Source organism: Microcoleus sp. S36a_B3 (genome assembly GCF_036700745.1).
Lineage (GTDB): Bacteria > Cyanobacteriota > Cyanobacteriia > Cyanobacteriales > Microcoleaceae > Microcoleus.
This window is the reverse complement of sequence record NZ_JAUBPN010000003.1, coordinates 17,230-41,283: the sequence shown is the minus strand read 5'-3', so window position 1 is coordinate 41,283 and position 24,054 is coordinate 17,230. Positions and strand designations below refer to the sequence as shown.

The following is a 24,054-nucleotide window of genomic DNA, read 5'->3' as shown; positions in this document are numbered from 1 at the left end:
AGTTCCATGCCAGAGATTAGCTTGAGAATTCTTACTCTGTGGCAAATCGGCTGGCTTTTTGTTGTCCTCGACGCACTTTTGACAAAAGAAACCGGGTTTTTACTTGATTTGTGGGTGACAGTGAAGGATTATTGGTAAAAAACCCGGTTTCTGGCCACCCGTGCGTCAGTCCTAATGGTGTTGTCCTCAAGACTTGAGGTTATTTACATTAACACTCAAGAAAATGAGTGCTAGATGAGGAAGAGATGGATGGGAGATAAAACATTCAGAGTTTTATCTCTCGGTTTCTTCAGCAAAAATTCATCTAAGAATTAGGAACCCATCATCTAGTTACCAGGAATATCTTATAGACTGGAGATTAACCCTGACTATCTTTTAGTAGTTCAGTAATTTAATCGCGAGTTGAGAAATGATCACAGGAAAAGACTGGTTAGTAACGGATGATGGACAGTACCGTGTTGGTGAGGCTATCAGTCAAACACAAAATTTGACTCATCCCTACCGACTTTACCGCTTTTTAACTGACTTGGAAGATGTATTAGAACAAATTAGTGATGATTATTTACGACTCCAGGCAATTTGTCCTCTTGTTCGCAAATTGTTAGATGGTTCTTCTTGGCTTCAAATTGCTCTTTTAGAGCCTGACTCTGAGACAGGATGGGCAGTACAAACACTTTATGATGAACCATTTTTTCCTCTGACGGTGCAGTTGGTGGCTTGGGCTCCGGGGGCAGTTTCTCCGATTCACAATCATGCTAGTTGGGGGCTGGTGGCGCTACTTGGTGGACAGGAAAAAAATACTTTTTGGCAGCGATCGCCAAATGCTAAATTTTCCAATAAAATCAAAACAGCGGGCGATCTTTTGCTTGCATCTGGTGACATTTTGTGCTTTATGCCCGATGCAATTCATCATGTGGAGGCGATCGGAGATGAACCAACAATTAGCTTTAATATTTATGGTGAAACAGATTACGATCGACGCTTTGAATTCAACCAACTTCAAGGCACGGCAGAAAATTTTTAAGCGAGCATTCTGATGGGAAATTGGGAATTGGGAATTAGGAATTGGGAATTGGTAAATTGAATGAAGCATATAACCAAATTTAGAGCTGCTATTAATCATTTTACTGGTAAGCGAATTTCTACTTCTTCGCTTCAGTTTCGCCTGACGCTGGAATTGCTGTTACTCTCGATTTTAGGACTTGGCAGCGTGGCATTTTGGTCTGGCTGGCAAAGGTCACAAAATCTAGTCGGTGCCCACAAACAAACGCTGGAATATATTGGAATGCGTTTTCCCGAACAGGTTGAACTTTATAGTGAAATGGGTTCACTAGAAATTGGTTTAACTCGAAGCGTTCATAAAGCTTCTACAGGAGGAATTATGGTGTGGGTGAAGCGAAATGACGGGATGCTGTTGGTAAATTCACCTGATATGGATCTGCAATCTTCTAAGATTACGAAGATGCTTTCGTTGACGCAAGTTCCTGCTGAGCCGACTTTTGTGCGGGTGGAAGATCGCTACATGGTAATCTGTAGCACGACTCTGAGAATCAAAAATCAGTTGCTGGGTACGGTATATTTTTCTCAAGATATCACTGACGAGCAACGTCAATTAAATGATGGGATTCGGAGTTTAATTGTTGTCAGTATTGTGGTAATTTTGGTGTTAATGTTGGCGATCGCCAGTCGGATCCGCCATGCTCTGGGCCCCTTGGAACACATGAGTCAAGTGGCTAGCACTTTGTCTGCTGATAATTTGCAGGCGGCAAAACTCCAACTGGATGAGGCTCCTGATGAGATTTTAGGACTTGCACAAACTTTTAATGAGATGTTGTTTAGATTGTCGGGTTCCTGGGAGCAACAACGCCAATTTGTCGGCAATGTTTCTCACGAATTACGCACTCCCCTGACGGTTGTTCTCGGTTATTTACAAAGTTTGCTCCGACGCAGCACTAATTTAAGTGACTATCAGCAGCAAGCACTGGAAACAGCGGTTGGTGAAACTGAACGCACGATTCGGATGTTAGAAGATTTACTCGATTTGGCACGGGCTGATAGTGGCAATTTGCACTTTCGCTTGCATCCGGTGATCTTGAATACTCTGGTGGCTGAGGTGGTTGAAATGAGTCAAAAAGTTAGCAATCGAAAAATTATTTTGGTTTCCAATGATGAAGATGTTGTAGCCTGTGCGGATCAAGCTCGTTTACAACAAGTTTTAATTAATTTGCTTGATAATGCAATTAAGTATTCTGATTCCGAACAACCTGTGGAATTAGTCTTAGAAAAGAGGGAAGAGCAGGTGATGATTCATGTGGGCGATCGCGGAATTGGTATTTCTCTCCCCCATCAAAACCGGATTTTTGAGCGGTTTTACCGGGTGGATGAGTCAATGACTCGCTCTAGAGACGGTACAGGGTTGGGATTGGCGATCGCCAAAAGCCTGATCGAAGGTATGGAAGGACGTATCGCGCTGCGATCGAAACCGGGAGAAGGTAGTATTTTTACTATCACCTTACCTGTCTGGAATCCACAACTATGAGCGATCGCATTCTCCTGGTTGAAGATGACCCTAAACTAGCGAAGTTCATCGAATCGGAACTTACTCTAGAAGGCTATCACGTCACCGTCGCCCCCAATGGATTGGATGGATTGACGATCGCCCGCACGGCTGAACCGGATTTATTGATTCTAGATTGGATGCTTCCGGGTATCTCTGGATTGGATATTTGTTTGAGGTTGCGATCGACTGGCGTGCAAGTACCAATAATTATGTTAACAGCAAAAGATGAAGTCCCCGATCGCGTAACGGGATTAAATGCTGGCGCTGATGATTATGTGACTAAACCTTTCAGTATCGAAGAACTTCTAGCGAGGGTAAAAGCACGTCTCCGTCGCCTCCAACCAAATGACCCTGATAGCTTAGAATTTGAAGACCTAATCTTAAATTGTTTAACCCGCGAAGTTTATCGAGAAAATAAACTAATTGAACTCACGGCTAAAGAGTTTGATTTGTTAGAATTTTTGCTGCGAAATCCCCGTCAAGTCATTACGCGCGATCGGATTTTAGAAAAAGTCTGGGGTTACGATTTTATGGGCGAGTCAAATATTATTGAAGTGTATATTCGGGCGTTACGGATTAAGTTAGAAGCAAGTAACTCAAAACGCTTGCTGCATACTGTTCGGGGAGTTGGCTATGTGTTGCGAGAGCAAAAGTAATATTACAACCTATTCTAGGTTTATGAAGTACACAATCCTAACCGATTTTTTATCTAAATTATATCAAATCCTCTCTTCATCGGAATAGTAAATTCACTGTTGACTGTTGACAGTTAAAATCATGAGGAGTGCAACCGGAATTGCTATTAAAGGTCTAGATGCAGTATTTTTGCAAAAAAACCCGGTTTCTCACCACTGGTGCGTAAGTCCTATCTATACCTGTACTCTCTGCGATCGATCAAAAAAAAATGTTCGCAAACAAAATATAATTGCCATAGCTGCCGTTAAAAATAAAAAAACCAGACTTTTCCCCCCAAAGGCTGAGGCAAAAGACGACTCAAGCTAATATTGATGTTAACCTGTCCCTACCCGAGATCGAACTGTTTCATGATACCCGATGCCTCTGCCGGAGCCGCTGCTGCTGCTCAATCAACACCCGAAATCAGCTTAGATTTGCAAGTCCGACTCAAGACTGAAGACGGACAACTATTGTTGCTGCTTCCCCCAGAAACCAACACCGAGGCCGCAACTGGTGCAGCTTCGACTTGGACTGAACTTTGCCAGCAGCTAAAAGTTAGGCTGAATGCAGGAGAACGCTTTTGGCAGCCAAATGCAGAAGTAAAATTGATGGGGAGCGATCGACTTTTAGATATCCGCCAACTGCAAGAAATCGCCGATGCCCTATCGGAAGTGGAACTGCAACTCAAACGAGTCTACACCAGCCGCCGCCAAACCGCCGTTGCTGCCGCTACTGCAGGCTATTGTGTAGAACAGCAGCCTCCGGTTTCTTCCCTGAGTCAAACGGTGGCCGAAAAACCGCAATCGCTGGCGGAACCTTTATATTTGCAGATGACAGTGCGATCGGGCGTAGAAATTCGCCATCCAGGGACGATCGTACTTTTGGGAGATGTAAATCCCGGTGGCTCAGTCATCGCCGGAGGAGATATCCTAGTTTGGGGGCGTTTGCGGGGCGTAGTGCACGCCGGTGCCGGTGGCAATACCAAAAGCGTGATTATGACCTTGCAGATGGAACCGATGGTGATTAGGATTGCTAAGTATGTGGCCAGAGGCCCTGAAACCTCACCCGCTCAGTTTTTCCCGGAAGTCGCCTATGTGACACCTCAAGGAATTCGGATCGGTAGAGCCTCGGATTTTGACAAATCGCAGTTAATTGGGGGTGATTAGTTATTGGTTATTGGTTATTTTATTGGTTATTGCTCATTAGTCATTGGTCATTGGTTATTGGCAATACTACTTCTCTTTAAGTCTGCGCTTTATAATTTTGGTCTTGGCGAAATCAGTCAGTCAAGGAAGTTTTAAATTTTCAAGGCAAATTCAGAGAGAATTGGTGGAACAAGGAGAGTTATTAGTTTTGAGCGTTGAGTTGATTCAAGGGAGCATTTCCGGCTTGACAAAAGCATTTTTTTGTGATGGTAGTGCAAACTCTTGATGTTCACTACCATCACAAAACTAAACTACTTCCTAATTCAATTAATAACAAAATCACGGAAAAATATCCAAAGAATCAGCTAATTAGCAACCCCAAATAATACCGTTGCCAATGACAACTGACAACTGACGACTAACAACTAACAACTGACAACTGACAACTGACGACTAACAACTGACAACTAACAACTGACAACTGACAACTGACAACTAACAACTGACAACTGACAACTAACAACTGACAACTGACTAATAAATCTAAAATCGCTTATGGCTCGCATTATTGTTGTTACATCAGGGAAAGGCGGAGTGGGAAAAACCACATCCACAGCCAATCTCGGCATGGCTTTAGCTAAGCGGGGGCGCAATGTTGCCGTCATTGATGCCGATTTCGGTCTCAGAAATTTAGACTTGCTGCTGGGCTTAGAAAACCGCATTGTTTACACGGCCTTAGAAGTTCTCGCCGGAGAGTGCCGGTTAGAGCAAGCTTTGGTGAAAGATAAGCGGCAGCCGCGTTTGGTGCTGTTGCCGGCTGCCCAAACTCGGATGAAGGATGCCATCAGCGCTGAGCAAATGAAGCAGCTTGTGGGGATGTTGGGAGCAAAATACGACTATATTTTGATTGACTCTCCGGCTGGAATTGAACAGGGTTTTCAAAATGCGATCGCCCCGGCGCAAGAAGGCATCATTGTCACCACTCCAGAAATCGCTGCTGTCCGGGATGCCGATCGAGTCATCGGGCTGCTAGAAGCCAACAATGTCAAAAAAATTAGGCTGATCGTTAACCGGATCAGGCCTGCAATGGTGCTGGCAAATGATATGATGTCGGTGCAAGACGTGCGGGAAATCCTCGCCATTCCGCTGTTAGGCGTTGTTCCCGACGACGAGCGCGTCATTGTTTCTACGAACCGAGGCGAACCATTAGTATTGTCGGAAACGGCCTCTTTAGCTGGAACGGCCTTCGACAATATTGCCCGCCGCTTAGAAGGCGAAAAAGTTGACTTTCTCGATCTCAATTCCCGTCCCGAAAACTTTTTTACTCGCCTCCGCAAGTTCTTCAATACTAAAATTATGTGATGTGCTGCCATATTGGCGATCGACCTCAAACAGCAACCACCGCACCACAAAAATTACTTGAAAGTTTTCCCAAGTGATACCGGTTCCCCAAAAGCATCAAACTGCTGCCCCCTACTCCAACCCAGACGGGAATAAGTCATTCCCCAATCTTAAAATCTCAAACTTGTATTGAGCGAAGCCGAAGTATCTAAAATCTAAAATCGACTGACTTGTTCTATGCCCAACCCTTGACAAATCCGCTATACCCATGCTATACACACTTCTCGAACGACTTTTCCCGCGCACCCCTGACAACAGCCGCGACGATGTAAAACGTCGCCTGAAACTGGTTTTAGCCCACGATCGCTCAGAGCTCAGCCCCGAAATGGTTGAATCGATGCGCCGAGAAATTCTAGAGGTGGTGTCTCGCTATGTGGAAATCGATACTACTGAGTCGGAGTTTGCGCTTGCTAGCGATCAGCGGGCGACAGCATTGATTGCAAATCTCCCGATCCGGCGAGTCCGCCTCGAACAGCCACGGGAGAATTTGCCAGAGAATTTGCCCCAGAATTTGCCCCAGGATATTCCCGAGTATGTACCGGAGTATGTCGTGGACATTCTCCCGGAAACGACAGATTAACCGGGGAGCATCTGCGGCTTTGTAAAAATATTTTTTTGTAGGAATGCGAGCCTTTACTAGGCGATCGCGCGACAGCGCTACAAAAACAAAACTCAGATGCTCTCTCAAAAAATGCGATCGTTTCTATTAAAAATTTTTCAATATCAAAACAAATCACCGGATTAGCGATCGCTCTACGATTTCTATTCTGTTCGCTAGATTACTATAACAAAAACGTTTCGCAGTGCGGACGACCGTCCGTAATAAGAACGGACAGTCGTCCGCACGAACCTTATTTACTGTGGCTAATCGACCGGAAACTATATCTCTTGTGATTCATTTTTCTGCTTCAAGACGCTCTCACCAAAATTACATTGCAGTTGCTTTGACGAGAAATTAGGGCTGGAATATTTCCCTGTTTCATCTGTTGCAATAATCCCTCTCGACTCGCACCCAAAACAATCACATCGCTTCCATCCTGTTTGGCATAACTCAATACTGCAGCCGACACAGAATCAGCACATACAGAAGTCGTCAAGATAGAGGCATTCACTTGGGGCTTGAGAAACTCAGCGGCAGCTTTCAAGATTTCTTCGGTTGGTTCAAAGTCAACACGATTGGCTTGGCGCTCCTCAGAAGCATCGTACACATGAAATAATCTGACTTGTGCGGTTTTGGTCAGAGAAATCAATCCAGGTAGCAACCGAACTGCTTGATGGGCATTGGGCCCGCCTGCCATTGGTACTAACCACCGCTCAAAAATTGCTCGATCAATTAACTTCACCAACACCACTTCACAAACAGCCTGTCGAATCATAGTATCGACAACTCGACTAAAAACCCGCCCCGGTGTTTTAGTGCTGCCTTTCCAGCCCATTAAGACGAGATCGATATGTCGCTCTTCGATCGTTTCGAGAATGGCACTTGACAAATCATGCGCCACTAGAATCTGGGTATGGATCGGAACTTGCCACGCTTGACACAGACGGATTGCCTGCTTTAGTAACTTTTGACCCTCCGCCGTTTTTACTGGAGTTTCTGCAAGCACCTGATGTCTCGGCACAACAATCACCTGCAAACATTCAATTTCATAGTTGCGATCGCGGGCAATTGCCACTGCCATTTCTAACAGCGTCAGGGAGGTTTTTGGATTGCTCAACGGCACGAGGATGCGCCCTTGTCCAGTTTCGGGCGATTTGGTTTGATGAATTATCCGAGATCGTTCTACCTTTGGTTGAGCGAGACTTTCGTTGTTGAGATAAGCTGCTTCAACGCGAATAATATCGCTGCGGGTAATAATACCGACCAATCGCCGTCCTTCTACGACTGGTAAGCTATGGAGATTGTGTCGATCGAGCAAATGCAGCACATAGGCAAGCGTATCTTCTGGGTTAATGCGAACCGGCTCTGGTGTCATCAGCTCGCTGACAAGATTCTCACCATTCAATCCTCGTGCAGAAAAGTTGGTAATATCCTTTTGAGTTACAATGCCGACAAGCTTGCCGCTTTCTACCACCGGAAACGTGCGGTGGGAAGACACAGAAAACGCCTGTAACGCTTCTTCCAGACGAATCCGACTAGAAAGCGTTTCTACTTTCGGCTGCATCACATCCAATGCAGTTAGATCTGTCCAAGGATCTTGAGCGCTCGTTTCTTTCGTCAGGTGAATGCCTTTAAAGGCGAGCAAGCGATCGTAAAGCGAACCTTCATCCAGCAATTCTGCAATCAGGTAAGAAGTCACAGATACGATCATCAGCGGCAACACTAAATTAAAGTCAGTCGTCATCTCAAACACTAGGATTACCGCAGTAATCGGAGTGCGAGCAACCGCACAGAAAAATGCCGCCATCCCCACCCGTGCATAGGTGGTTGCCAGACTTAAACCCAAAACTTGGTGTTCTCCGACTCCTACGAGGTATCCTAACGCTGCACCCAGTACCATGCTGGGAATCAGCAACCCGCCCGGTGCGCCAGAACCGTAGGTGACGACGATCAGAAAAAACTGGATGCAAAAGACGATCGCCACGAGTTGCCAGTCTGCATTTCCGGTTAATAGCAGTTCTTTGAGTCCGGCATTGTCTCGAAATATATCTGGTAAAGCAGCGAGTGCAATTCCCGTAATCAGCCCAGCAAATCCGATTCGCCAGGGTAAGCCGACACGGAAAAAGCGGCGGTACAACGTCAAACTTGTCAGGATTGAGCGATTGAACAGCACGCCAAGTCCGCCTGCTATGATTCCCAGCAGCAGGTAAAACGGAATCTCAGAAGCAGAAAAGCTGGTATTAAAGACAACAAGATGCAGGTCTAAATCGAGATTGTGCGAACCACTGATCCGAGCGACAACTGACCCGATGAACGAAGCTAGGATAGCGGTTCCCAAGGTGATTCCTGACACGTCTTGCAACAGTTCTTCGACCACAAATAAAACACCTGCGATCGGCGCGTTAAACGCGGCTGCAAGTCCCGCTCCGGCTCCGGCTGCGAGGATCTGACGGCGATGATCGGGTGAAGTTGGGAACCATCGACTCAGTTGACTCGCTAACGCTGCCCCAATCTGTACCGTGGGGCCTTCTCGTCCGAGGGGTATGCCGGCAGCGAGTATGAGGGTGGCGCTGACCAACTTCACTAGGGCAATTCGTAAATTCAAAGGCATCGGAACGTTGGCGAGTACCGCCTTGACTTCGCTCATGCCGCTCCCGCTGGCGGCCGGAGCGAGGCGATCGACTATGAATCCAGACAAGAATCCGCCTAGGGCCCCGATCGAGGGTAGTGCAATATAGGCCGGGATGAAATGCGTTGCCTGTTGCCGCCAGCCGCCGAGCCAACCTACTCCTTGTGCCAACAGCAGCGCAGCAAGTCCTGACACTAGCCCAATCAGGCAGGCTTCAAAAATCGCTAATCGCTTGGGACGCAACAGTTGATGGGAAAAGCGACTCCAGATAAGTTTTCCGATGCGTATCATTTTGCCTTTGGGGAAAGTGCAGACGTTGACGATCCCGCTTAAAGCAGCGGTTTGGGGGATGGTGGACTGAGACCCGCAGGCTGCTCGGTGGGCGATCGCCAAAGCTGTTGTGGGTGATGCCTAAACCAGTAGTCTATCGTAATACCACCGACGAACAACAGCAGCAATAAATATAATTCTGTTCGCCCAAAAATAGCGTTTGAGCGATCGCCGGGAGAAAAATTTCTCTCTTTGTCATCAAATTCGTCTTTCATATTTCTTTAGCTAAACGATAAGAACACTCCCATTCTGACTGAAGTGGCTGCGATCTTCCTTCAGGGCGATCCTAACGTCTAAAAGTCTAGGAGATGCTTGCTTGTAACTGAAGTTCTAACGGTCGGTCGGAGCGAATTTCTAACCCTGGTAAATCGTGTTTTACTAATGTTTTTTCGCCTGTTTCAGCAGTGGCGCTCGGCCATAGCACCCAGCGGCTACCTTGGGAAAGAGTGCTTAAACTCGTAGTGTTTGGAGTCAGCCAAATTATCGACTGTTTCGATCGAGAATCGATCGCCTCTTCCCCAGAATTAACCGCGGCTAAAATTTCCAAAACTACCCGGTTCCCCGATACGAGTCCGGTTCCGGCCGTCCAAAGTTTGACGTTTAACAGGCGCTTGCTAGCATAGAAGTAAAGAGAAGCTGCTACTGTCACGGCTCGTTCAAATTCCTTTGCTTCCCACAAAGCGCCGCTGTCGAGAGCAATAATAATGTCTTGACCGCCGGCGGCAACTTCTAACTCTCTCACGCGCAGTTCTCCGTAGCGGGCGCTGGTGCGCCAGTGAATCAGGCGGGTGGGGTCTCCGTGGCGGTAAGGTCTGAGGTTGCGGGTGAGGCCTTCGGTAGCAGTTTGCGATCGACTGCGATTGTACAATTGCGGGCTGTCTTCTTGACCGATGCGATCGATCAAAGGGCAAGCGCTCAACGGCAAAACCTGCGGGTAGACAACCGCCACCGCTTTCGCCGGACGGCTGCGGCGGCACCAAAACAACCCTAAAGGCGCAGCCGTTCTCAAGTGCACCTCTTGCCAGCGATAGATACCGCGCTGCGGGACTTCTCTATAGTATGTATCCCTGTATGTACTGTTAGGCTCTATCACTTCGATCGGGCGGATGACCTCTTTTCCCAATACAAACGGCAAGATGTCTACCACTTGCAACAAAGTTTTAGGTTGGCGATCGCGATTTGTGATTTCTAGTTCGATTGTAATTTGATCGCCCGCACTCACCGGTTCGATGGGGCGACGGCGCACTTCCAAAGAACGAAGCGATTTGACCGGCAAAACCGCCGCTACGACCAACAGCGCCAAACTCCCACCGCTTAGTGCGTACAACCAACCAGCCATTGTATTAGTAGCAGATCCAAAAAAGAAAACCGTCATTCCCGATAGCAGCCAACCCGCGTAGGCGGGGGTTACAGCACGATTTTCGAGCCAGCCGACAATTTTTTGACTGATATTCATACAAGTTAAAATTGTTAATTAGTCGATCGTCCCATCAAGCCCAATTGTAAAATATTTTCAGCATCTAGCACCGAATGAGCCAGCGAGCGATTAGATTATAAATTGGGTATTTTTTCGCACTTATAGCAGTTCGAGCCAAAGATAGGGTATTGAGCGATCGATCCCTCAATCCTCCAATCCCTAAATCCCCCAATCTAAAATCTAAAATCTAAAATCTAAAATCGACTCACTTCTCGCCTTTTTGATAAAAGCTATAATACACTGACCTCGCCCAATAACGGATACAACCTCCCGATACTCAATCACCGTCAATTCGCAAATTGTAGACCCTCATTGAAACTGCCAGATTCACGGCGCTGCGAGTCAATCCAAAATCTCAAGTTTTACACCTAAAATCGACTGATTGGAGACTAAAAAATGAACCCATCAAACAATCGTACACCCGTTCGACCAGAGCCTCAAGCCCGCCGCACGCCTCCGCCGCCCCCGCCCTTAGCAATCGCAACTCCCGCGCCGAGTCCGCCCCCCGCCGCCCCGCCACGGGCTGTGGAGACACCCACCAGTACGATCGAACAAATGGTCAGAGATGCCCACAGCGCCTCGGCTTCCGACATTCACATTAGAGTCGGCCAAGTACCTCGATTTCGGATTCGGGGCGTGATGCAAGTAGCAACCACCCACCCCAAAGTAACGCCAGAATTGTTTCAAAATTATCTAGCCGAAATTCTCACCCCCGAACAGCGACAACAGTTTGCAGCTACCAAGGAATTAGATACAGCAATTTTTTACCCAGGCTTTGTGCGGTGTCGCGTCAACTGTTTCGATGCCCTCAGCGGCGGTGCGATAGTATTGCGATTGATCAGTTTAGAAATACCGACTATCGATTCCTTGAGGCTACCAGAAGTTCTCAAAAGTATTATTCTGCGATCGCAGGGGTTAATACTGGTTACGGGGCCTACCGGTTCGGGAAAATCAACAACAGTAGCTGCCATGATCGACCATCTCAACCAGATGGAACAGAAGCACGTAGTTACAATAGAAGATCCGATCGAATTCATTCACCCTTCTAAAAAATGCTTGGTCAGCCAGCGGGAAGTCGGCTTGCACACCCACGAATTTCAGCAGGCTTTGCGGGCAGTTTTGCGGGAAGATCCAGATGTGATTCTGATCGGGGAAATGCGCGATCGCGTTACCATCAATACAGCCCTGCAAGCAGCTCAAACAGGTCACTTAGTAATTGGAACTCTCCACACTCGCAGCGCCATAAACGCCATCAACCGCTTGTTGAATATGTATCCGCCCGAAGAACAGCAAACGATGCGGATTCAAATCTGCGATTCTTTGGTAGCAGTAATTGCCCAACTTTTGCTGCCAACAGTTGACAACCGCCGCGTCGCAGTTCACGACATTTTGGTGAATACGCCCGCCATGCACGATTACTTAATGAAAGGTGCTGATGACGAAGCTTTCCGGTTGATGGAACATGACACCTACGAAGGAATGCAGATTATCAACCAGGGTCTTTATAAACTGGTGCTCGAAGGCAGAGTGACGATCGAAGAAGCAGCAAAAAGTTCTCCCGAAGCGAGCGATTTAGACCGTCGCTTACGGACTGGAGGCTACGATGTTGGGGACGCTCGCGGCTTTGAAGGCAGCAAAAAAGAACGCAGCATTCGCGACCGGTAGCAGCACGCAGGGGTAGTCTTGTTCTGGCTACCCCACCAATTCATACTATTTGACATTTGAGATTTAAGAGTTGAAATTAAAAAATTGGGAATGACTTATTGTGTACGGATATGTGGCAGTTTGAGGAAAATATGAGGTATTGAGCGATCGCTCAATACCTCATATCATATCCGGTCAATTACTATCACAAAAACCGTTCGCGCGTGCTAATCCATCGGAGATGATATCACTCGCTCAATTCCCCAATCTAAAATCGATAGAAGCCTGAATTCCCCAATCTAAAATCTAAAATTTAAAACTCGTACTGAGCGAAGCCGAAGTATCTAAAATCGACTCAGTTCTCACCTTTTTGATAAAAGCTATAACCTCGTATATAGCTGTTCTAAAAAAAGTGAGGTATACCCAATGCCCAATCCCTCCGCTTCGCGCTCGCCCTGCGCGGGCCAATCCCTCCGCTTCGCGCTCGCCCAATGCCCTGCGCGGGCCAATCCCTCCGCTTCGCGCTCGCCCAATGCCCTATCCCGTATCCCATATAGTACCTCATATGAGAGCACAGAAAGGCTATAAATAGCAATATTTTAGGCACACCGCAATATTTGACAATGTTTTCCGTATCTTTACTTAAACTTTTAATACAATTAGTAATAAAAAAGACATTTTACTGATAGTGGCAAGGATTATTAAGTTTGTTTGACGCCTGCACTACTTTACATTAACTTTAAAATTGCGTGAATATTCTGAGGTAATTACAAAGAAATGGTAAAGATCTGTTGTGACTATTGCCAACGGCCAGCAACTTACGTTTATAGTTGTAGTGACTAATTTTTGACAGAGAAAGTTCCGACTTAGCAGCTAGCCAAAGCAAGCAGATTAAAAATTCCTTAATAAAACCACAAGTAGACTGAAAATAATTATTTAGTAGGAAAGCAGATCGCCTATCTTTCCGATTAAGTAGCTTTCTATGTAAAAACAACCCAAATCAGCCGAATTTTTAAAATTCTGTCCCTCAAAAATCAGTTTGACAACTCTGAATCAGCATCAACAACCGTATTTCTATAATTTAAAGGAGCCCAGAAAGTGAATAACACATTTAACTTCTCAGAAGTGTTTGAAGATGGCAGCAAAGCGGCAATAATCGATCGCATCCAGCAGCTAGTTCCCCCAGGTTCCCCCGAACCGCAAAATCCGCAAATCCTAGCAACGCTACAAACTCTCACCGCACAACTAATCGCAGCCTATCAAGCCGACGGACAACTAGAAAGCGAACCTTTTAGCGATGTGCGCGATCGTACCATTAACCTGTACAGCCTCGCCTGCAGCAACAAAATCAAAGGAAAAACTATCCTCATCACCGGCGGAGAAGGATGCGTCGGGAGTTTTCTAATCGAAAAACTCCTCTCTCTAGGCGCAACTAACATCATTTCCGTAGACAAAGCCCGATGTCAAAACCCCGACGAAAATCTCCCGCACTTTAACAAAGAAGGCGCAGTAACTTTCTATGCCGCCGACATTCGCAACTTGCAGGCGCTCAAACACATATTTGAAGTAGAAAAACCGCACATTGTTTTTCACCTAGCAGCCCAGCGCCAGCCCGGATTAGCTGAAATCCAAATTCGAGAAACAGTTACAACCAGCCTGTTGGGATGCAAACACGTCATCCAACTTTCCGAAGAATACGGCGTAGAAGACTGCATCTTCTCTTCCACAGGCAAAACATCTCGATATTTTACAACCGAAATTTACGCCGCCTCCAAAAAATTTGCAGAATGGCAATTTGCCAAAGCAGCTCAAGAAGGAAAAGTCACTTACGGGATGGTTCGCTTTACTCATATGCTAGAAAATAGCTTGTTCTGCGAGCAAATGTCCAAGAAAGTACAGCAAAGTAAAACAGTCAACGTTCACGCCCCCCACCGCTACGTAACCGCTCAAAATCTAGTCGAAGCCGTACATTTGTTACTGAATTCGCTCGTGGTTTCCGTTCCGGGAAAACTGAAAATTGTCGCCGTCAGCAATCTCGGATGGCCGACAGAAACCTTGGAAGTCGCTTTGTATAAAATTCTTGAATCCGGCAAAAATTTGCCGATTTATTTTCAAGGACTTTTACCGGGATACGAAGAACCATTTTTCTTAGGACAATTTGACTGGAATAAACCTACAGACATTCATCTCCTAATTAATGTTCTGGAAGATCCTTTCAGAAGAGTTGACCAGGCTGGCGACATGGTGATTCTAGAACTAGCTCCTTTTTCTTTGTGCGTGTTAGATAAACAAGTGTCTAACCTGGAAAAAATAATTAGCGATCAGAATTTCCCAGAAGTGCAAATTAAGCCGGCTCTTGTCGCAGCGGAAAAAGAGGTAATTGCTTCTTCTTTTGCGTGGAGTTCCGCCGCAGAATTGCTGAAAATTTTGCAGTGGGGAGTCAATCCGAAAAAATTGCAAGGTTACGGAACAGAAGTCGCTGACTACAGCGAAATTATCCAACTCCTCCTGCAAGGAATGTACGGGAGGCTCAACCAAAAAGTTTTGAACTGTGCTGGAGTTAATGCTGATGAATTTGATCAATTAGTGGAAAGTCTTTCTGCGGTGGATTCTCTTGAAGCAGAAGTGGGATATTTGCGATCGGTCTCCAAATGTATCAGACCATCTGCACTCCCGGCACAGTTCACTCAAAAAAAATCTGAACCTGTTCCTGTGCGGGAAGCGGCGTAATTGAAAAATAGTTGAGAGATTGCTTTGTCATTTTTAGTTGATTCAAAGCTGAACAACCCGAAACCCGGTTTCTTTGAGATACCGGGTTTTTCAAGTTTGGGTCTGTTTGAGGTTTAATTAAGTGATTTACTTAAAATGGTAAGAATCGACATGATATGATATCATGTTGGAGCGAACGATTGCAATCAAATTAGTTCGTGGCAAGGACTAAATTCCTCTCTTGGAACGGACTCGCATTCCTGACTACAAACCTAATAAGGGTGATGTTTTCGTATCTTATAAGTTAGATATAGCGGTTATCAAAAAAGTGAGGTAGGCCCTGTTTGGCCAATGCCCTGTTTGGCCAATGCCCTGTTTGGCCAATGCCCAATGTCGCATAGTACCTCATCTTTCGCTTGAAAAGCTATAGTGTCGATCGCTGAGTTGACTGAGGTTAAATTTGATTAAGTCAATTCAATGACCGCTGCAAATTAAATTAAATTAAGGTGCTAGAATTGTGGAAATAAATCAGCTACCGTTGCTATTTGTTGATGTTGTACTTTTGACGATCGCCCTAATCCTGCTAATTCCCGTTGCAGTTCTATTTCTAGAATGCAGTGCAGCTTTCCTGTCGAACCTCGCCCCCACAGACGAAACCAAAGAACCCCGCCCCAAAATAGCCGTTTTAATTCCAGCCTACAACGAAGCAGTAGGAATAGCTGCCACCATCTCTACCATTCTGCCGCAGCTAACACCTCAAGACCGCCTGTTAGTCATTGCTGACAACTGCACGGATGCTACGGCAGAAATCGCCCGCAACTGCGGTGCAACGGCGATCGAGCGCCATGACACAGAACGTAAGGGGAAGGGATACGCCCTGGATTTCGGCTTGCAGTCGATCGCCTCAGACCCTCCAGAAGTAGTCATTATGGTTGATGCAGACTGCATCTGCGAGCCAGATTCCATAGAAACATTAGCCCGCGTTTCAATGGCCAAACAAAGACCGGTGCAGGCCACATATTTAATGGAACAGCCGCCCGATCCTACCCCCAAAGATTCGATTTCAGCCTTAGCATTTCTCGTGAAAAACCTAGTCCGCCCCAGCGGATTAAAACAGCTAGGATTCCCGTCATTGCTAACAGGTACGGGCATGGCTTTTCCCTGGCTAATCATTCGAGATGTTCCTTTAGCCAGCGGCAATATCGTGGAAGATATGCAAATGAGTTTGGATCTGGCGATCGCCGGACATCCAACCGTATTCTGCCCCGAAGCCAGAGTCACAGGGTGTTTGCCGCAGCAGGAGGAAGCAGCTAAAACTCAAAGAACCAGATGGGAACACGGACACATCCAGACGTTGCTAACTCAGACACCCAGGCTGGCGACAGCTTCGATCGAGCAACAGCGTTTTGACTTAATGGCGATCGCCCTCGACTTATCCGTCCCTCCTCTATCGCTTTTAGTTGCTCTTTGGCTAGCCGCTTTTGTCGCCTCTATAGTAGCAGCGATTATCGGAGCATCCGCGATTCCTGCCATCTTGTTAGGAGTACAAGGACTACTAATTTTAGTTGCAATTGTCAGCGCTTGGGGAAAATTTGGCCGTGCCGACATTTCCGGCGCAACTCTATTATCCGTACCGTTTTATATCCTGTGGAAAATTCCTTTGTATCTGGGTTTTCTGCTGAAGCGGCAAACTAAGTGGGTGCGAACAGAACGCGATGTTTAGTATTCGGTAGGGTGCGTCAGCCAGATGCTCGATCTAACTCAAACAGCTTTTTTCGGGTACACCCTACGATGAATAAACCGATCGGGAAAAACTATACTTTTACAAATTTTCTTGATGACGGATTTACCTTAAATAAATGGCTGCCCAAAAACTCGCTCGAGAAAACCAAATATTTCGATGGGGAGTAAGAAGCGGTTGACATACAGCGTATTCCCTGTAGGTGGAATACGCTGTATGAATCTGGTAGAAAATAAAAACAAAAAAAATCTGAAGCTGGAAAATTCCAACTTCAGACTTTTACTAACTCCCCGGGTAGGATTTGAACCTACGACCAATCGGTTACACTTATCCCAACGTTTCCGAAGGGCGCGGACTATTTCATCATCCCTAAAACGCAGACTTATCATCTGTCGCGGGATGTCGGGCGCTGTGAGATTTATTGGTTAGGCTCCTCATCTCTAGTCTCTGCACCTTTCCGGCTACTTGCGATCGAAACCGCTGCCTTTCGCCAGACTTGGCTCAAGATTGCCGCCACCCGAAGTGCTGCGGTTTCCTTGAATTCACCCGATTTTTCAGTACCCGTTACCGGATAAAGCTGCTATGTCACTAGGGCTTTTGGTTGATGCCAAAGGCTTGCATTCATTACAGCCGATCGCTCTGCCACTGAGCTACCGAGGATTGCGTGGTTTTTGTCATCCACATTTACTAATAGTAGCTGAACCTATTCGATTTGGCAAGGCCTTTTGCAAAGTTTTTTTTTTCTCATGCAGCAAGCGGGTTTGGGACGCTAATGCAGCCCCATTCTCATTCTGGCGAGGCGCTGCTGCGATTCTGGATCGAGGGAATTGGCCAGAAAGCGACTGGAATTGTGTTTGCGAGATTTGTGCTGGCGCTCGCTGCGGCGGGCGGTGGATTCTACGTCAGCCGCTAGTTGTTGGGCGGACATCCATTCGGCACCGTAGCCGACTACGGTTAATTGCTGGGCTCTGTCGGAGGTGGCGACAATCATTCGGCTTTTGCCTTTGACCGATCGCAACTCGTAGCGCAAATTAGCACAAGACTTTTCAATATAAGTATCTGCTGTCTGACCGAAGTCAGTGTAGTGCACAGATAAATTTTTAGTAATAATTTCTTTAACGCTGGGAGTGTTTCGATACTGAGCGTCAAACACGAGTCTAGCTTCAAAATCTTGTACGGCGCTGTAGTTAACCAAAGCCTCAATCAACTCGCGGCGGGCTGTTTCGAGTTCGTCGCGATCGCGCTTCTCTCGGAGTCGAGGCCAAAGTCCAATTATGTTATAGCCATCTACAAGTAACACTGCTTGCGATATATACGGTGACATGGTTCAAGGCTGAAGATCTCCAGCAGATAGAGGACATTATTTGCATTGTTCATCAAAGCTTTTGTTGCATTTTATTACACAATGATGTTCGATCGCTAGCTGCAATGTTCCCAGCAAAAACTCAACCCCCCAAATCCCTAGGGTTTTGGAGGGTAAGATTTTAGATTGAAGATTTCGGCGATTGTGTCGCGCGATCGAGCAATTTTCCAGCTTATTCGACAGATTCCACAGATACGGGCGATGGCTTACGCCCCGCTTCGCTACGAACAACAGTCGGCAGAGATATCTTTTCAACCGCAGGAGTACAGCCGAGCCACTGCACCGACAAATCCGCAAACTGCTCAGGAAGCCCGCTCACGCAAAAACGAGTCGGCCGCGCAGTACCAGAATTCCGCAGCCCCAAAACCTCCAACTCTCTAGCAGCAGCAGCCACAACCCGCACCGCCGGATCGATTAAATTCACCCCAACAGGCAAAAGCGATCGCACCACAGGAGCCAACAGCGGATAATGAGTGCAGCCGTAAATCAGCGTATCGATGCGCTGCTGAATCAAAGGAGCCAAATATTCACGAGCCACCTCATAAGTATAAGGATCGTGAATCCGGTTTTGCTCCACCAGCGGCACAAAAGCCGGACAGCTAACCTGCCATACCCGACAATCCGCATCCATTTCCAAAATCGCATTTCGATAAGCATTGCTAGCAGCCGTAGCCGGAGTTGAGATCACCCCGATCCGCTTGCCTTGCTGCACCGCAGCCTGCGCCCCCGGCAGAATTACTCCCAGCACCGGAATATCAAACTCAGCCTGTACCATTTCCATCGCCAAAGCAGAACTGGTGTTGCAGGCCATAATCACCATTTTCACATCCTGCTCCACCAGCCAGGCCATAATTTCCCGGACAAAATGCACAATTTCCGAAGCTGCGCGAGTCCCGTAAGGAAGCCTCGCCGTATCTCCCAAATAAAGTATAGATTCGTTGGGCAATTGTTCGTATAACTGCGTCAAAACAGTCAAACCGCCCACACCGCTGTCAAAAATACCGATTCTTTTTTGTCCAGAGTTGTCTGTTGTCATTTGTTAATAGTTAGTTGTCTGTTGGCAGTTGGTAGTAGTCAGTTGGTAGTTGCCAGTTGGCAGTTGGTAGTTGCCAGTTGGCAGTTGGCAGTAGTCAGTTGGCAGTAGTCAGTTGGTAGTTGGCAGTTGGCAGTCAACAGTTAATAGTTAACAGTCAACAGCTAACAATTCCCTAATGACTAATGACTACTGACTAATGACCACTGACTAATGACTACTGACCACTGACTAATGACTACTGCCAACTGACCACTGACTACTAACCATTATCTTTGTTGAAGATAAACTAAAATGCCGCGAGCGATCGAAGCAGCCATTTGACTGCGATAAGCTGGGTCAGAAAGTCTAGCAGCATCCTCAGCACCCGTGACAAAACCGACTTCCACCAAAACAGAAGGCATAGAACTCTTCCTCAAAACATAAAATCTTGCCTGTCGCACCCGGCGGTCAGTCGCCCCCGTTCCGTCCAAAATACTGGCGTGAATCACCCGGGCTAAATCTTTCCCGCTATCAAAATAATAAGTCTCAATCCCGCTAATATCTGGCCGGCTCATATTGATCGAATTAGCGTGAATGCTGACAAACAAAGTAGCATTCACCCGTTCCCCCAAAGAAACTCTCGGTTCCAGGTCGATTTCGCTGTCGTCAGTCCGAGTCATCACCGCCTGCACGCCCTGCTGTTCCAGCAGCCTCGCCACCTGATACGAGATATCTAAAACAATCTCCTTCTCCTGAATGCCACCAATCCCGACTGCACCTGGATCGCGGCCGCCGTGCCCCGCATCGATCGCCACCACGACGCGGCGGTTGGATTGGGGCAAATCCCCCGATCCGATCGTCCTTTTCGGTAATGGCTGCGGATTTGGATCGCGAGTCAAAGGCGGCGGGGCGCTAGCATTGGACGATCGCAACTGCAAAGACAGCAACTGCTGGCCCGGTCTCGTCACCCTGCCTACCTCTACGCCCGATCGGGGCTGCACCCAAATCAGCACAGTCTCCGCGTCTTCCTGACTGGCAGTAAACGATACAGGGCTGTTGGCACCAAGCTGAGGAATTTGCCCCGCCAGGAAACTAGAAGAAATTCTCAGCCAGTAAGCTCTCGACGACTGGTCCCACCCGCTGGTATAGGAGACTTGGCGGTCAGTTCTCACCACCAGTTGCGTGTCATTATCGGCTAAGTCGATCGACAGAACTCTTGCTAAAGCCGCTCGCTCTGGTCTTCCAACAGCTACGGGCTGGGAGCGGCTGAGGATTGGCGCAATCGTACCCCCCGGCGACAGCACAACCGAGCCGGAATTGTTCACAGACGCGCGCCACTGAGTATTAGAAGCCTTCAGCCGCAAAGTCACGCGGGTAACGGGCGGGTCTGTTGGCAGTTGCCGGACTTCAACCCTCTCGACACCGAGCTGGCCGTTAGTTTGAGGCTGTTGGCCGCCCGCGCCCGGAGCTAAAGTAGCTCCTTCAATATCCAGGGTAGCGATGTCTCCGGCGCGACTTTGTTCAAAATTAATTTGGGGGCGGCCGCCAGCAGTGCGGACTAAAAAACCGTCTGCTGTCAGTTGAACGTTCTGAACTACGGTTTCTTCTGCAGACTGGGGCTCGCCTGCTGAAGGTTCAACCGATAACCTTTCTCCCCCGGGTTCGGAAATGGGATTTTGACTTTGGCCGCGCGTCGGTGCGGGTAAATCTACTGTCCACTCGCTGGCAGAAATCCCCCGGAATTTTACTTGTTGGGGGTCTAAAGTAAACCCGTCTTTGAGTTCGACTACAATTCTGGTTGTGTCGTTGTCAAACTGTCCTGCCCGCACCGATTCGATCGCCCCTGAGAGCTGTTTGTTGACTGAGGGACGGCCTAGACTCGTTCCCGGCAAATCGATTACCAAGCGCGTCGGGTTGAAAATCAGTTGAGCCTTGGGTTGCACTCCCCCCTCTGTTCTAATGTAGAGCCGGTTCTCTGAAGCATCAAACCGCCAAGATTGCAGTCGGGCTGCTTCGGCGGCTCCGGCGAGCAAAAATACACTTAAGAAACTCGGTAGTAGCCAGTGGAATTTCACGACAGTTTTTTCCTCGTTTGCGTTACTACTAAAAGCTGGAAGGGTGCTGTTTGCCCGATCGGCTTTCAGCAGTTAGCCGCCGCCAGCCGACCAGGGATGTCCGGGCCGTCAGTTGTTGGCCAAATTGACTTTTTTAGCCGTTAATAGGCAGCCCAATGCCAAATTCTGGCATTTTTTTACTTTCCAGCAGACTTGGGGGCGATCGGTTATAAGCTGACTGAGAAATTGTTGGCACAAGGGAAGGTATTTATAGAAGAAGGAATAATTAACAAGACCCAAGGAATAATTAAGAAAACCCAGGCTTTCAGTAATTTTAAACGTCCTAACCGTCTGGCGCTGTTGCTATATTTTTATCAACAATCAACCAGGTTTTTCCTGAATTTATCACAAGTTAGAATGGAGATTTTTACGGTTTTTCTTAGGAGCGATTTCTTCGGTCTTTCATAGGGGCACAGTTCGTTAAAGCCAGGGTAGTAATCCCTTTGATAGTTGCGTTTTGTTCTAATTTTTAATCAAGCACTCTGACTAATTAACAACCTACCTCGGGAACAATCAGGATTTCCCAGATTTAAGTTACTTTTGAATACATGAAGATGTTAGTTTCATGGAAAGGAGCATATCCTTTTGCGAAAGTTTTTCCCCTGACTGTTTGACAGTTAAATACAACTACATGGCGGCACCGATATCTGGTTTTTCTTGATTTTTTATAGTAAGGGATTTTGGGTGCTTCTGGAAATTTAGTTTGGCGATCGCCCGCGCCATACCCGGTGACATTATGATAGCTAATCCATGCTTTTTGCAGTAACTGGAGAGTGTTTTGTGTCACCAGGGCGGGCAATGCTTTGTCACCGATACTCTTCGATCGCGGACGATCGACCGTCAGAGCATTGATTGGTTGACGGGGGAAAAAGTTTTGACGGTAGATATAGTTATCGCAGTTGTGATTTTTGGACTGGAAAAACTGTCGGTCGGCTTCTGGATAAAACCTGTGATTTGGTTTGATGACCTGCCTTTCGACTAACTGCATAACTTGTATATAATACTACCAGTTAGAGAAGATACACGATCGCGACGATTGTGTCAATGCCTGAGTTTCCCCAAAGGCGATCGTCAATAAAACAGTCTGGGACGCATCAGTACCTTCAAACCTTAGTTTTAGCCCTAGACGCAGCAGTGATGAGAAACCTGGTTTCACAGGCAAAAATACTGCATCTAGACCTTTAATCCCGATAAAAACCCGGTTTCTGTGGTGTTGATGCCTAAGTCCTTAACTTTTTACCGGCTCTAGGGACTACAGCGGAGGTATGTTCGTAAAAATACCATGAGTGGTGAGAAACCGGGTTTTTTGATGAACTCCTATCGCGTGCGATCAATTAGCAGCACTACCAAGGGATCGCGCGATCATCGCGAACCATTTTTGCTATGTTAATCGATCGGACGCAAGATCGCAGAAAGACCGAGACTTGCTTTCCGGTAAGAGTCGCCCCTTGCCTAAAAAGTTGTTGAGGTTAGTTCCAGAGTTGTGTAAAGTCATTTCACCGGGTGCGATCGACTTGTGACAAGCTGATTCTCGATCCAGGATATCGATACCTGCAAATAATGTTGGTTAATTAGCAACGCACCGCCCCCTATCTATTTAAATTAACTGTGTTGCAAAGATCGATCGCCACGGGTGGCAAAGTTCCGGCCCATCCAATCCAAAATTGCTTGATTTACTTGTTCCGGGCATTCATCCTGGGGACAGTGGCCAGCATTATCTAATTCAACTAGCTCTACACAACTCGGATTGCATTCGACAAATTGGTGGGGTTTGGCGAAGCGAGGCGGAATCATCCGGTCTTGTTTTCCCCAAATTAACAGCATCGGGATTGTTAAATTTCGCAACACAGTCTTGACACCAGGGCCGCATTTTGCACTACCTACAGCTTTAAATAAAGCACAGAAGGCGCGGGCGGCTCCCCGATCGCCCGCAGGCCCTGCTAGAATTTCAACTAATTCGTCGCTAACAGCTCCGGGGTTGGCGTAGGCAAAGGCAACCCAGCGACGGACGATGGCAGGCTTGCGAGCTAAAGAAAACAAAGGCCTGAGTACGATCGGAGAAACAAATAAATTTTCTATAGATTCGATCGCCGGTAACAGCCATCCGGGCACCGCCTCGGCTCGCACAGATGGGTCTGGGAGGCTGATCGCCACCGTGCCGGCCACCATGTCCGGGTGAGCGGCCGCCGCGGCCAGACAAATCAGCGAGCCGATCGAATTTCCTGCCAATATGACCGGCTCTCTGATAAAAGTCAGCCAAAAATCGTAAACTTGATCGACCCACAAAGACACGTCGTAGTCGATGGGAGCTTTTTGGGAAGCGCCAAAACCCAACAAATCTAAGGCGTAAACCGTGTGATTTTCGGCTAGTGGAGCGAGATTTTGCCGCCAGTGGCCGATCGAAGCTCCAAACCCGTGCAGTAAAATAATCGGTGTTCTTGATGTGGTGGAGGCGATGGGTTCGGCTGCAGAGTCTTGAAATTCGATCGCCCCTGGATTTCGCCCCAAAGCCGGCCGCAAATAAGTGTATCGAGTTTGCCAACCCCGCCACACCCAGTCTCGTTGAGTGCCCACCCGTTGGTGCCAGTGTAGAGAATTTGTCAATTTTGCCTCAGCTCGCAACATAAATTTACACTTGGTTATACCTATT

General features: G+C 47.3%; 18 protein-coding genes. 10 read left to right on the top strand and 8 right to left on the bottom strand.

The genetic code is table 11. The features are described from left to right. Positions 1 to 6: 6 nt before the first annotated feature. The 7 genes from QUA01_RS04100 to minE all read left to right on the top strand — a co-directional run bounded on the left by QUA01_RS04100 (position 7) and on the right by minE (position 6,361). Complete coding sequence (locus QUA01_RS04100; RefSeq protein WP_333087046.1) at positions 7 to 138, top strand: hypothetical protein; 132 nt, start codon at positions 7 to 9, stop codon at positions 136 to 138. 271 nt (positions 139 to 409) lie between these two features. Continuing rightward, positions 410 to 1,024, top strand: coding sequence for a cupin (locus QUA01_RS04095; RefSeq protein WP_333087043.1), 615 nt, complete (start codon positions 410 to 412; stop codon positions 1,022 to 1,024). A 60-nt stretch (positions 1,025 to 1,084) separates the two neighbouring features. Further along, positions 1,085 to 2,539 (top strand): sensor histidine kinase, encoded by a 1,455-nt coding sequence (locus QUA01_RS04090; RefSeq protein ID WP_333087041.1) that lies wholly within the window; start codon positions 1,085 to 1,087, stop codon positions 2,537 to 2,539. Then, positions 2,536 to 3,216 (top strand): response regulator transcription factor, encoded by a 681-nt coding sequence (locus QUA01_RS04085; RefSeq protein ID WP_333087039.1) that lies wholly within the window; start codon positions 2,536 to 2,538, stop codon positions 3,214 to 3,216. The genes QUA01_RS04090 and QUA01_RS04085 overlap by 4 nt, the downstream gene beginning before the upstream one ends. 387 nt (positions 3,217 to 3,603) lie before the next feature. Further along, complete coding sequence (minC, locus tag QUA01_RS04080; protein ID WP_333087037.1) at positions 3,604 to 4,401, top strand: septum site-determining protein MinC; 798 nt, start codon at positions 3,604 to 3,606, stop codon at positions 4,399 to 4,401. Positions 4,402 to 4,935: 534 nt separating this feature from the next. Continuing rightward, on the top strand, positions 4,936 to 5,742 hold the full coding sequence (gene minD / locus QUA01_RS04075; protein ID WP_194066505.1) for a septum site-determining protein MinD: 807 nt from the start codon (positions 4,936 to 4,938) through the stop codon (positions 5,740 to 5,742). 247 nt (positions 5,743 to 5,989) lie between these two features. Next, positions 5,990 to 6,361: a cell division topological specificity factor MinE gene (minE, locus tag QUA01_RS04070; protein WP_333087034.1), complete on the top strand. Its 372-nt coding sequence runs from the start codon at positions 5,990 to 5,992 to the stop codon at positions 6,359 to 6,361. A 328-nt stretch (positions 6,362 to 6,689) separates the two neighbouring features. Here minE and QUA01_RS04065 read toward each other — a convergent pair whose 3' ends face one another. The 3 genes from QUA01_RS04065 to QUA01_RS04055 all read right to left on the bottom strand — a co-directional run bounded on the left by QUA01_RS04065 (position 6,690) and on the right by QUA01_RS04055 (position 10,797). After that, on the bottom strand, positions 6,690 to 9,302 hold the full coding sequence (locus tag QUA01_RS04065) for a chloride channel protein (protein WP_333087033.1): 2,613 nt from the start codon (positions 9,300 to 9,302) through the stop codon (positions 6,690 to 6,692). Between the two features lie 38 nt (positions 9,303 to 9,340). Continuing rightward, positions 9,341 to 9,556 carry a hypothetical protein gene (locus tag QUA01_RS04060; protein ID WP_194066507.1) on the bottom strand — a complete coding sequence of 72 codons (216 nt, stop codon included), beginning with the start codon at positions 9,554 to 9,556 and terminating at the stop codon, positions 9,341 to 9,343. 86 nt (positions 9,557 to 9,642) lie between these two features. Continuing rightward, positions 9,643 to 10,797, bottom strand: a complete 1,155-nt coding sequence (locus tag QUA01_RS04055) for a DUF58 domain-containing protein (protein ID WP_194066508.1) — start codon at positions 10,795 to 10,797, stop codon at positions 9,643 to 9,645. A gap of 417 nt (positions 10,798 to 11,214) precedes the next feature. Here QUA01_RS04055 and QUA01_RS04050 point away from each other — a divergent pair, with 417 nt between their 5' ends. The 3 genes from QUA01_RS04050 (at position 11,215) to QUA01_RS04040 (ending at position 16,894) form a co-directional block, all read left to right on the top strand. Next, a complete protein-coding gene (locus QUA01_RS04050) occupies positions 11,215 to 12,483 on the top strand; it encodes a type IV pilus twitching motility protein PilT (RefSeq protein WP_333087032.1) in 1,269 nt (422 codons plus the stop codon). A gap of 1,077 nt (positions 12,484 to 13,560) precedes the next feature. After that, positions 13,561 to 15,192, top strand: a complete 1,632-nt coding sequence (locus QUA01_RS04045; RefSeq protein WP_333087031.1) for a polysaccharide biosynthesis protein — start codon at positions 13,561 to 13,563, stop codon at positions 15,190 to 15,192. 496 nt (positions 15,193 to 15,688) lie between these two features. Next, positions 15,689 to 16,894, top strand: a complete 1,206-nt coding sequence (locus QUA01_RS04040) for a glycosyltransferase family 2 protein (RefSeq protein ID WP_333087030.1) — start codon at positions 15,689 to 15,691, stop codon at positions 16,892 to 16,894. A 787-nt stretch (positions 16,895 to 17,681) separates the two neighbouring features. On the opposite strand, the gene QUA01_RS04035 is transcribed toward QUA01_RS04040, so the two are convergent. The 5 genes from QUA01_RS04035 to QUA01_RS04015 form a co-directional block, all read right to left on the bottom strand. Continuing rightward, on the bottom strand, positions 17,682 to 18,236 hold the full coding sequence (locus QUA01_RS04035; RefSeq protein WP_194008536.1) for an NYN domain-containing protein: 555 nt from the start codon (positions 18,234 to 18,236) through the stop codon (positions 17,682 to 17,684). A gap of 211 nt (positions 18,237 to 18,447) precedes the next feature. Next, complete coding sequence (murI, locus tag QUA01_RS04030; protein ID WP_333087029.1) at positions 18,448 to 19,311, bottom strand: glutamate racemase; 864 nt, start codon at positions 19,309 to 19,311, stop codon at positions 18,448 to 18,450. Between the two features lie 266 nt (positions 19,312 to 19,577). After that, positions 19,578 to 21,365: an N-acetylmuramoyl-L-alanine amidase gene (locus QUA01_RS04025; protein ID WP_333087027.1), complete on the bottom strand. Its 1,788-nt coding sequence runs from the start codon at positions 21,363 to 21,365 to the stop codon at positions 19,578 to 19,580. Between the two features lie 568 nt (positions 21,366 to 21,933). Then, a complete protein-coding gene (locus QUA01_RS04020) occupies positions 21,934 to 22,392 on the bottom strand; it encodes a hypothetical protein (protein WP_333087025.1) in 459 nt (152 codons plus the stop codon). A gap of 614 nt (positions 22,393 to 23,006) precedes the next feature. Further along, positions 23,007 to 24,029 (bottom strand): alpha/beta fold hydrolase, encoded by a 1,023-nt coding sequence (locus QUA01_RS04015; protein WP_333087023.1) that lies wholly within the window; start codon positions 24,027 to 24,029, stop codon positions 23,007 to 23,009. Between the last annotated feature and the right edge of the window lie 25 nt (positions 24,030 to 24,054).

Excerpts from the sequence above, each read along its gene's own strand:
- QUA01_RS04100 (WP_333087046.1), top strand. The coding sequence starts at position 7 with ATGCCAGAGATTAGCTTGAGAATTCTTACTCTGTGGCAAATCGGCTGG.
- QUA01_RS04095 (WP_333087043.1), top strand. The coding sequence starts at position 410 with ATGATCACAGGAAAAGACTGGTTAGTAACGGATGATGGACAGTACCGT.
- QUA01_RS04090 (WP_333087041.1), top strand. The coding sequence starts at position 1,085 with ATGAAGCATATAACCAAATTTAGAGCTGCTATTAATCATTTTACTGGT.
- QUA01_RS04085 (WP_333087039.1), top strand. The coding sequence starts at position 2,536 with ATGAGCGATCGCATTCTCCTGGTTGAAGATGACCCTAAACTAGCGAAG.
- minC (WP_333087037.1), top strand. The coding sequence starts at position 3,604 with ATGATACCCGATGCCTCTGCCGGAGCCGCTGCTGCTGCTCAATCAACA.
- minD (WP_194066505.1), top strand. The coding sequence starts at position 4,936 with ATGGCTCGCATTATTGTTGTTACATCAGGGAAAGGCGGAGTGGGAAAA.
- minE (WP_333087034.1), top strand. The coding sequence starts at position 5,990 with ATGCTATACACACTTCTCGAACGACTTTTCCCGCGCACCCCTGACAAC.
- QUA01_RS04065 (WP_333087033.1), bottom strand. The coding sequence starts at position 9,302 with ATGATACGCATCGGAAAACTTATCTGGAGTCGCTTTTCCCATCAACTG.
- QUA01_RS04060 (WP_194066507.1), bottom strand. The coding sequence starts at position 9,556 with ATGAAAGACGAATTTGATGACAAAGAGAGAAATTTTTCTCCCGGCGAT.
- QUA01_RS04055 (WP_194066508.1), bottom strand. The coding sequence starts at position 10,797 with ATGAATATCAGTCAAAAAATTGTCGGCTGGCTCGAAAATCGTGCTGTA.
- QUA01_RS04050 (WP_333087032.1), top strand. The coding sequence starts at position 11,215 with ATGAACCCATCAAACAATCGTACACCCGTTCGACCAGAGCCTCAAGCC.
- QUA01_RS04035 (WP_194008536.1), bottom strand. The coding sequence starts at position 18,236 with ATGTCACCGTATATATCGCAAGCAGTGTTACTTGTAGATGGCTATAAC.
- murI (WP_333087029.1), bottom strand. The coding sequence starts at position 19,311 with ATGACAACAGACAACTCTGGACAAAAAAGAATCGGTATTTTTGACAGC.
- QUA01_RS04020 (WP_333087025.1), bottom strand. The coding sequence starts at position 22,392 with ATGCAGTTAGTCGAAAGGCAGGTCATCAAACCAAATCACAGGTTTTAT.
- QUA01_RS04015 (WP_333087023.1), bottom strand. The coding sequence starts at position 24,029 with ATGTTGCGAGCTGAGGCAAAATTGACAAATTCTCTACACTGGCACCAA.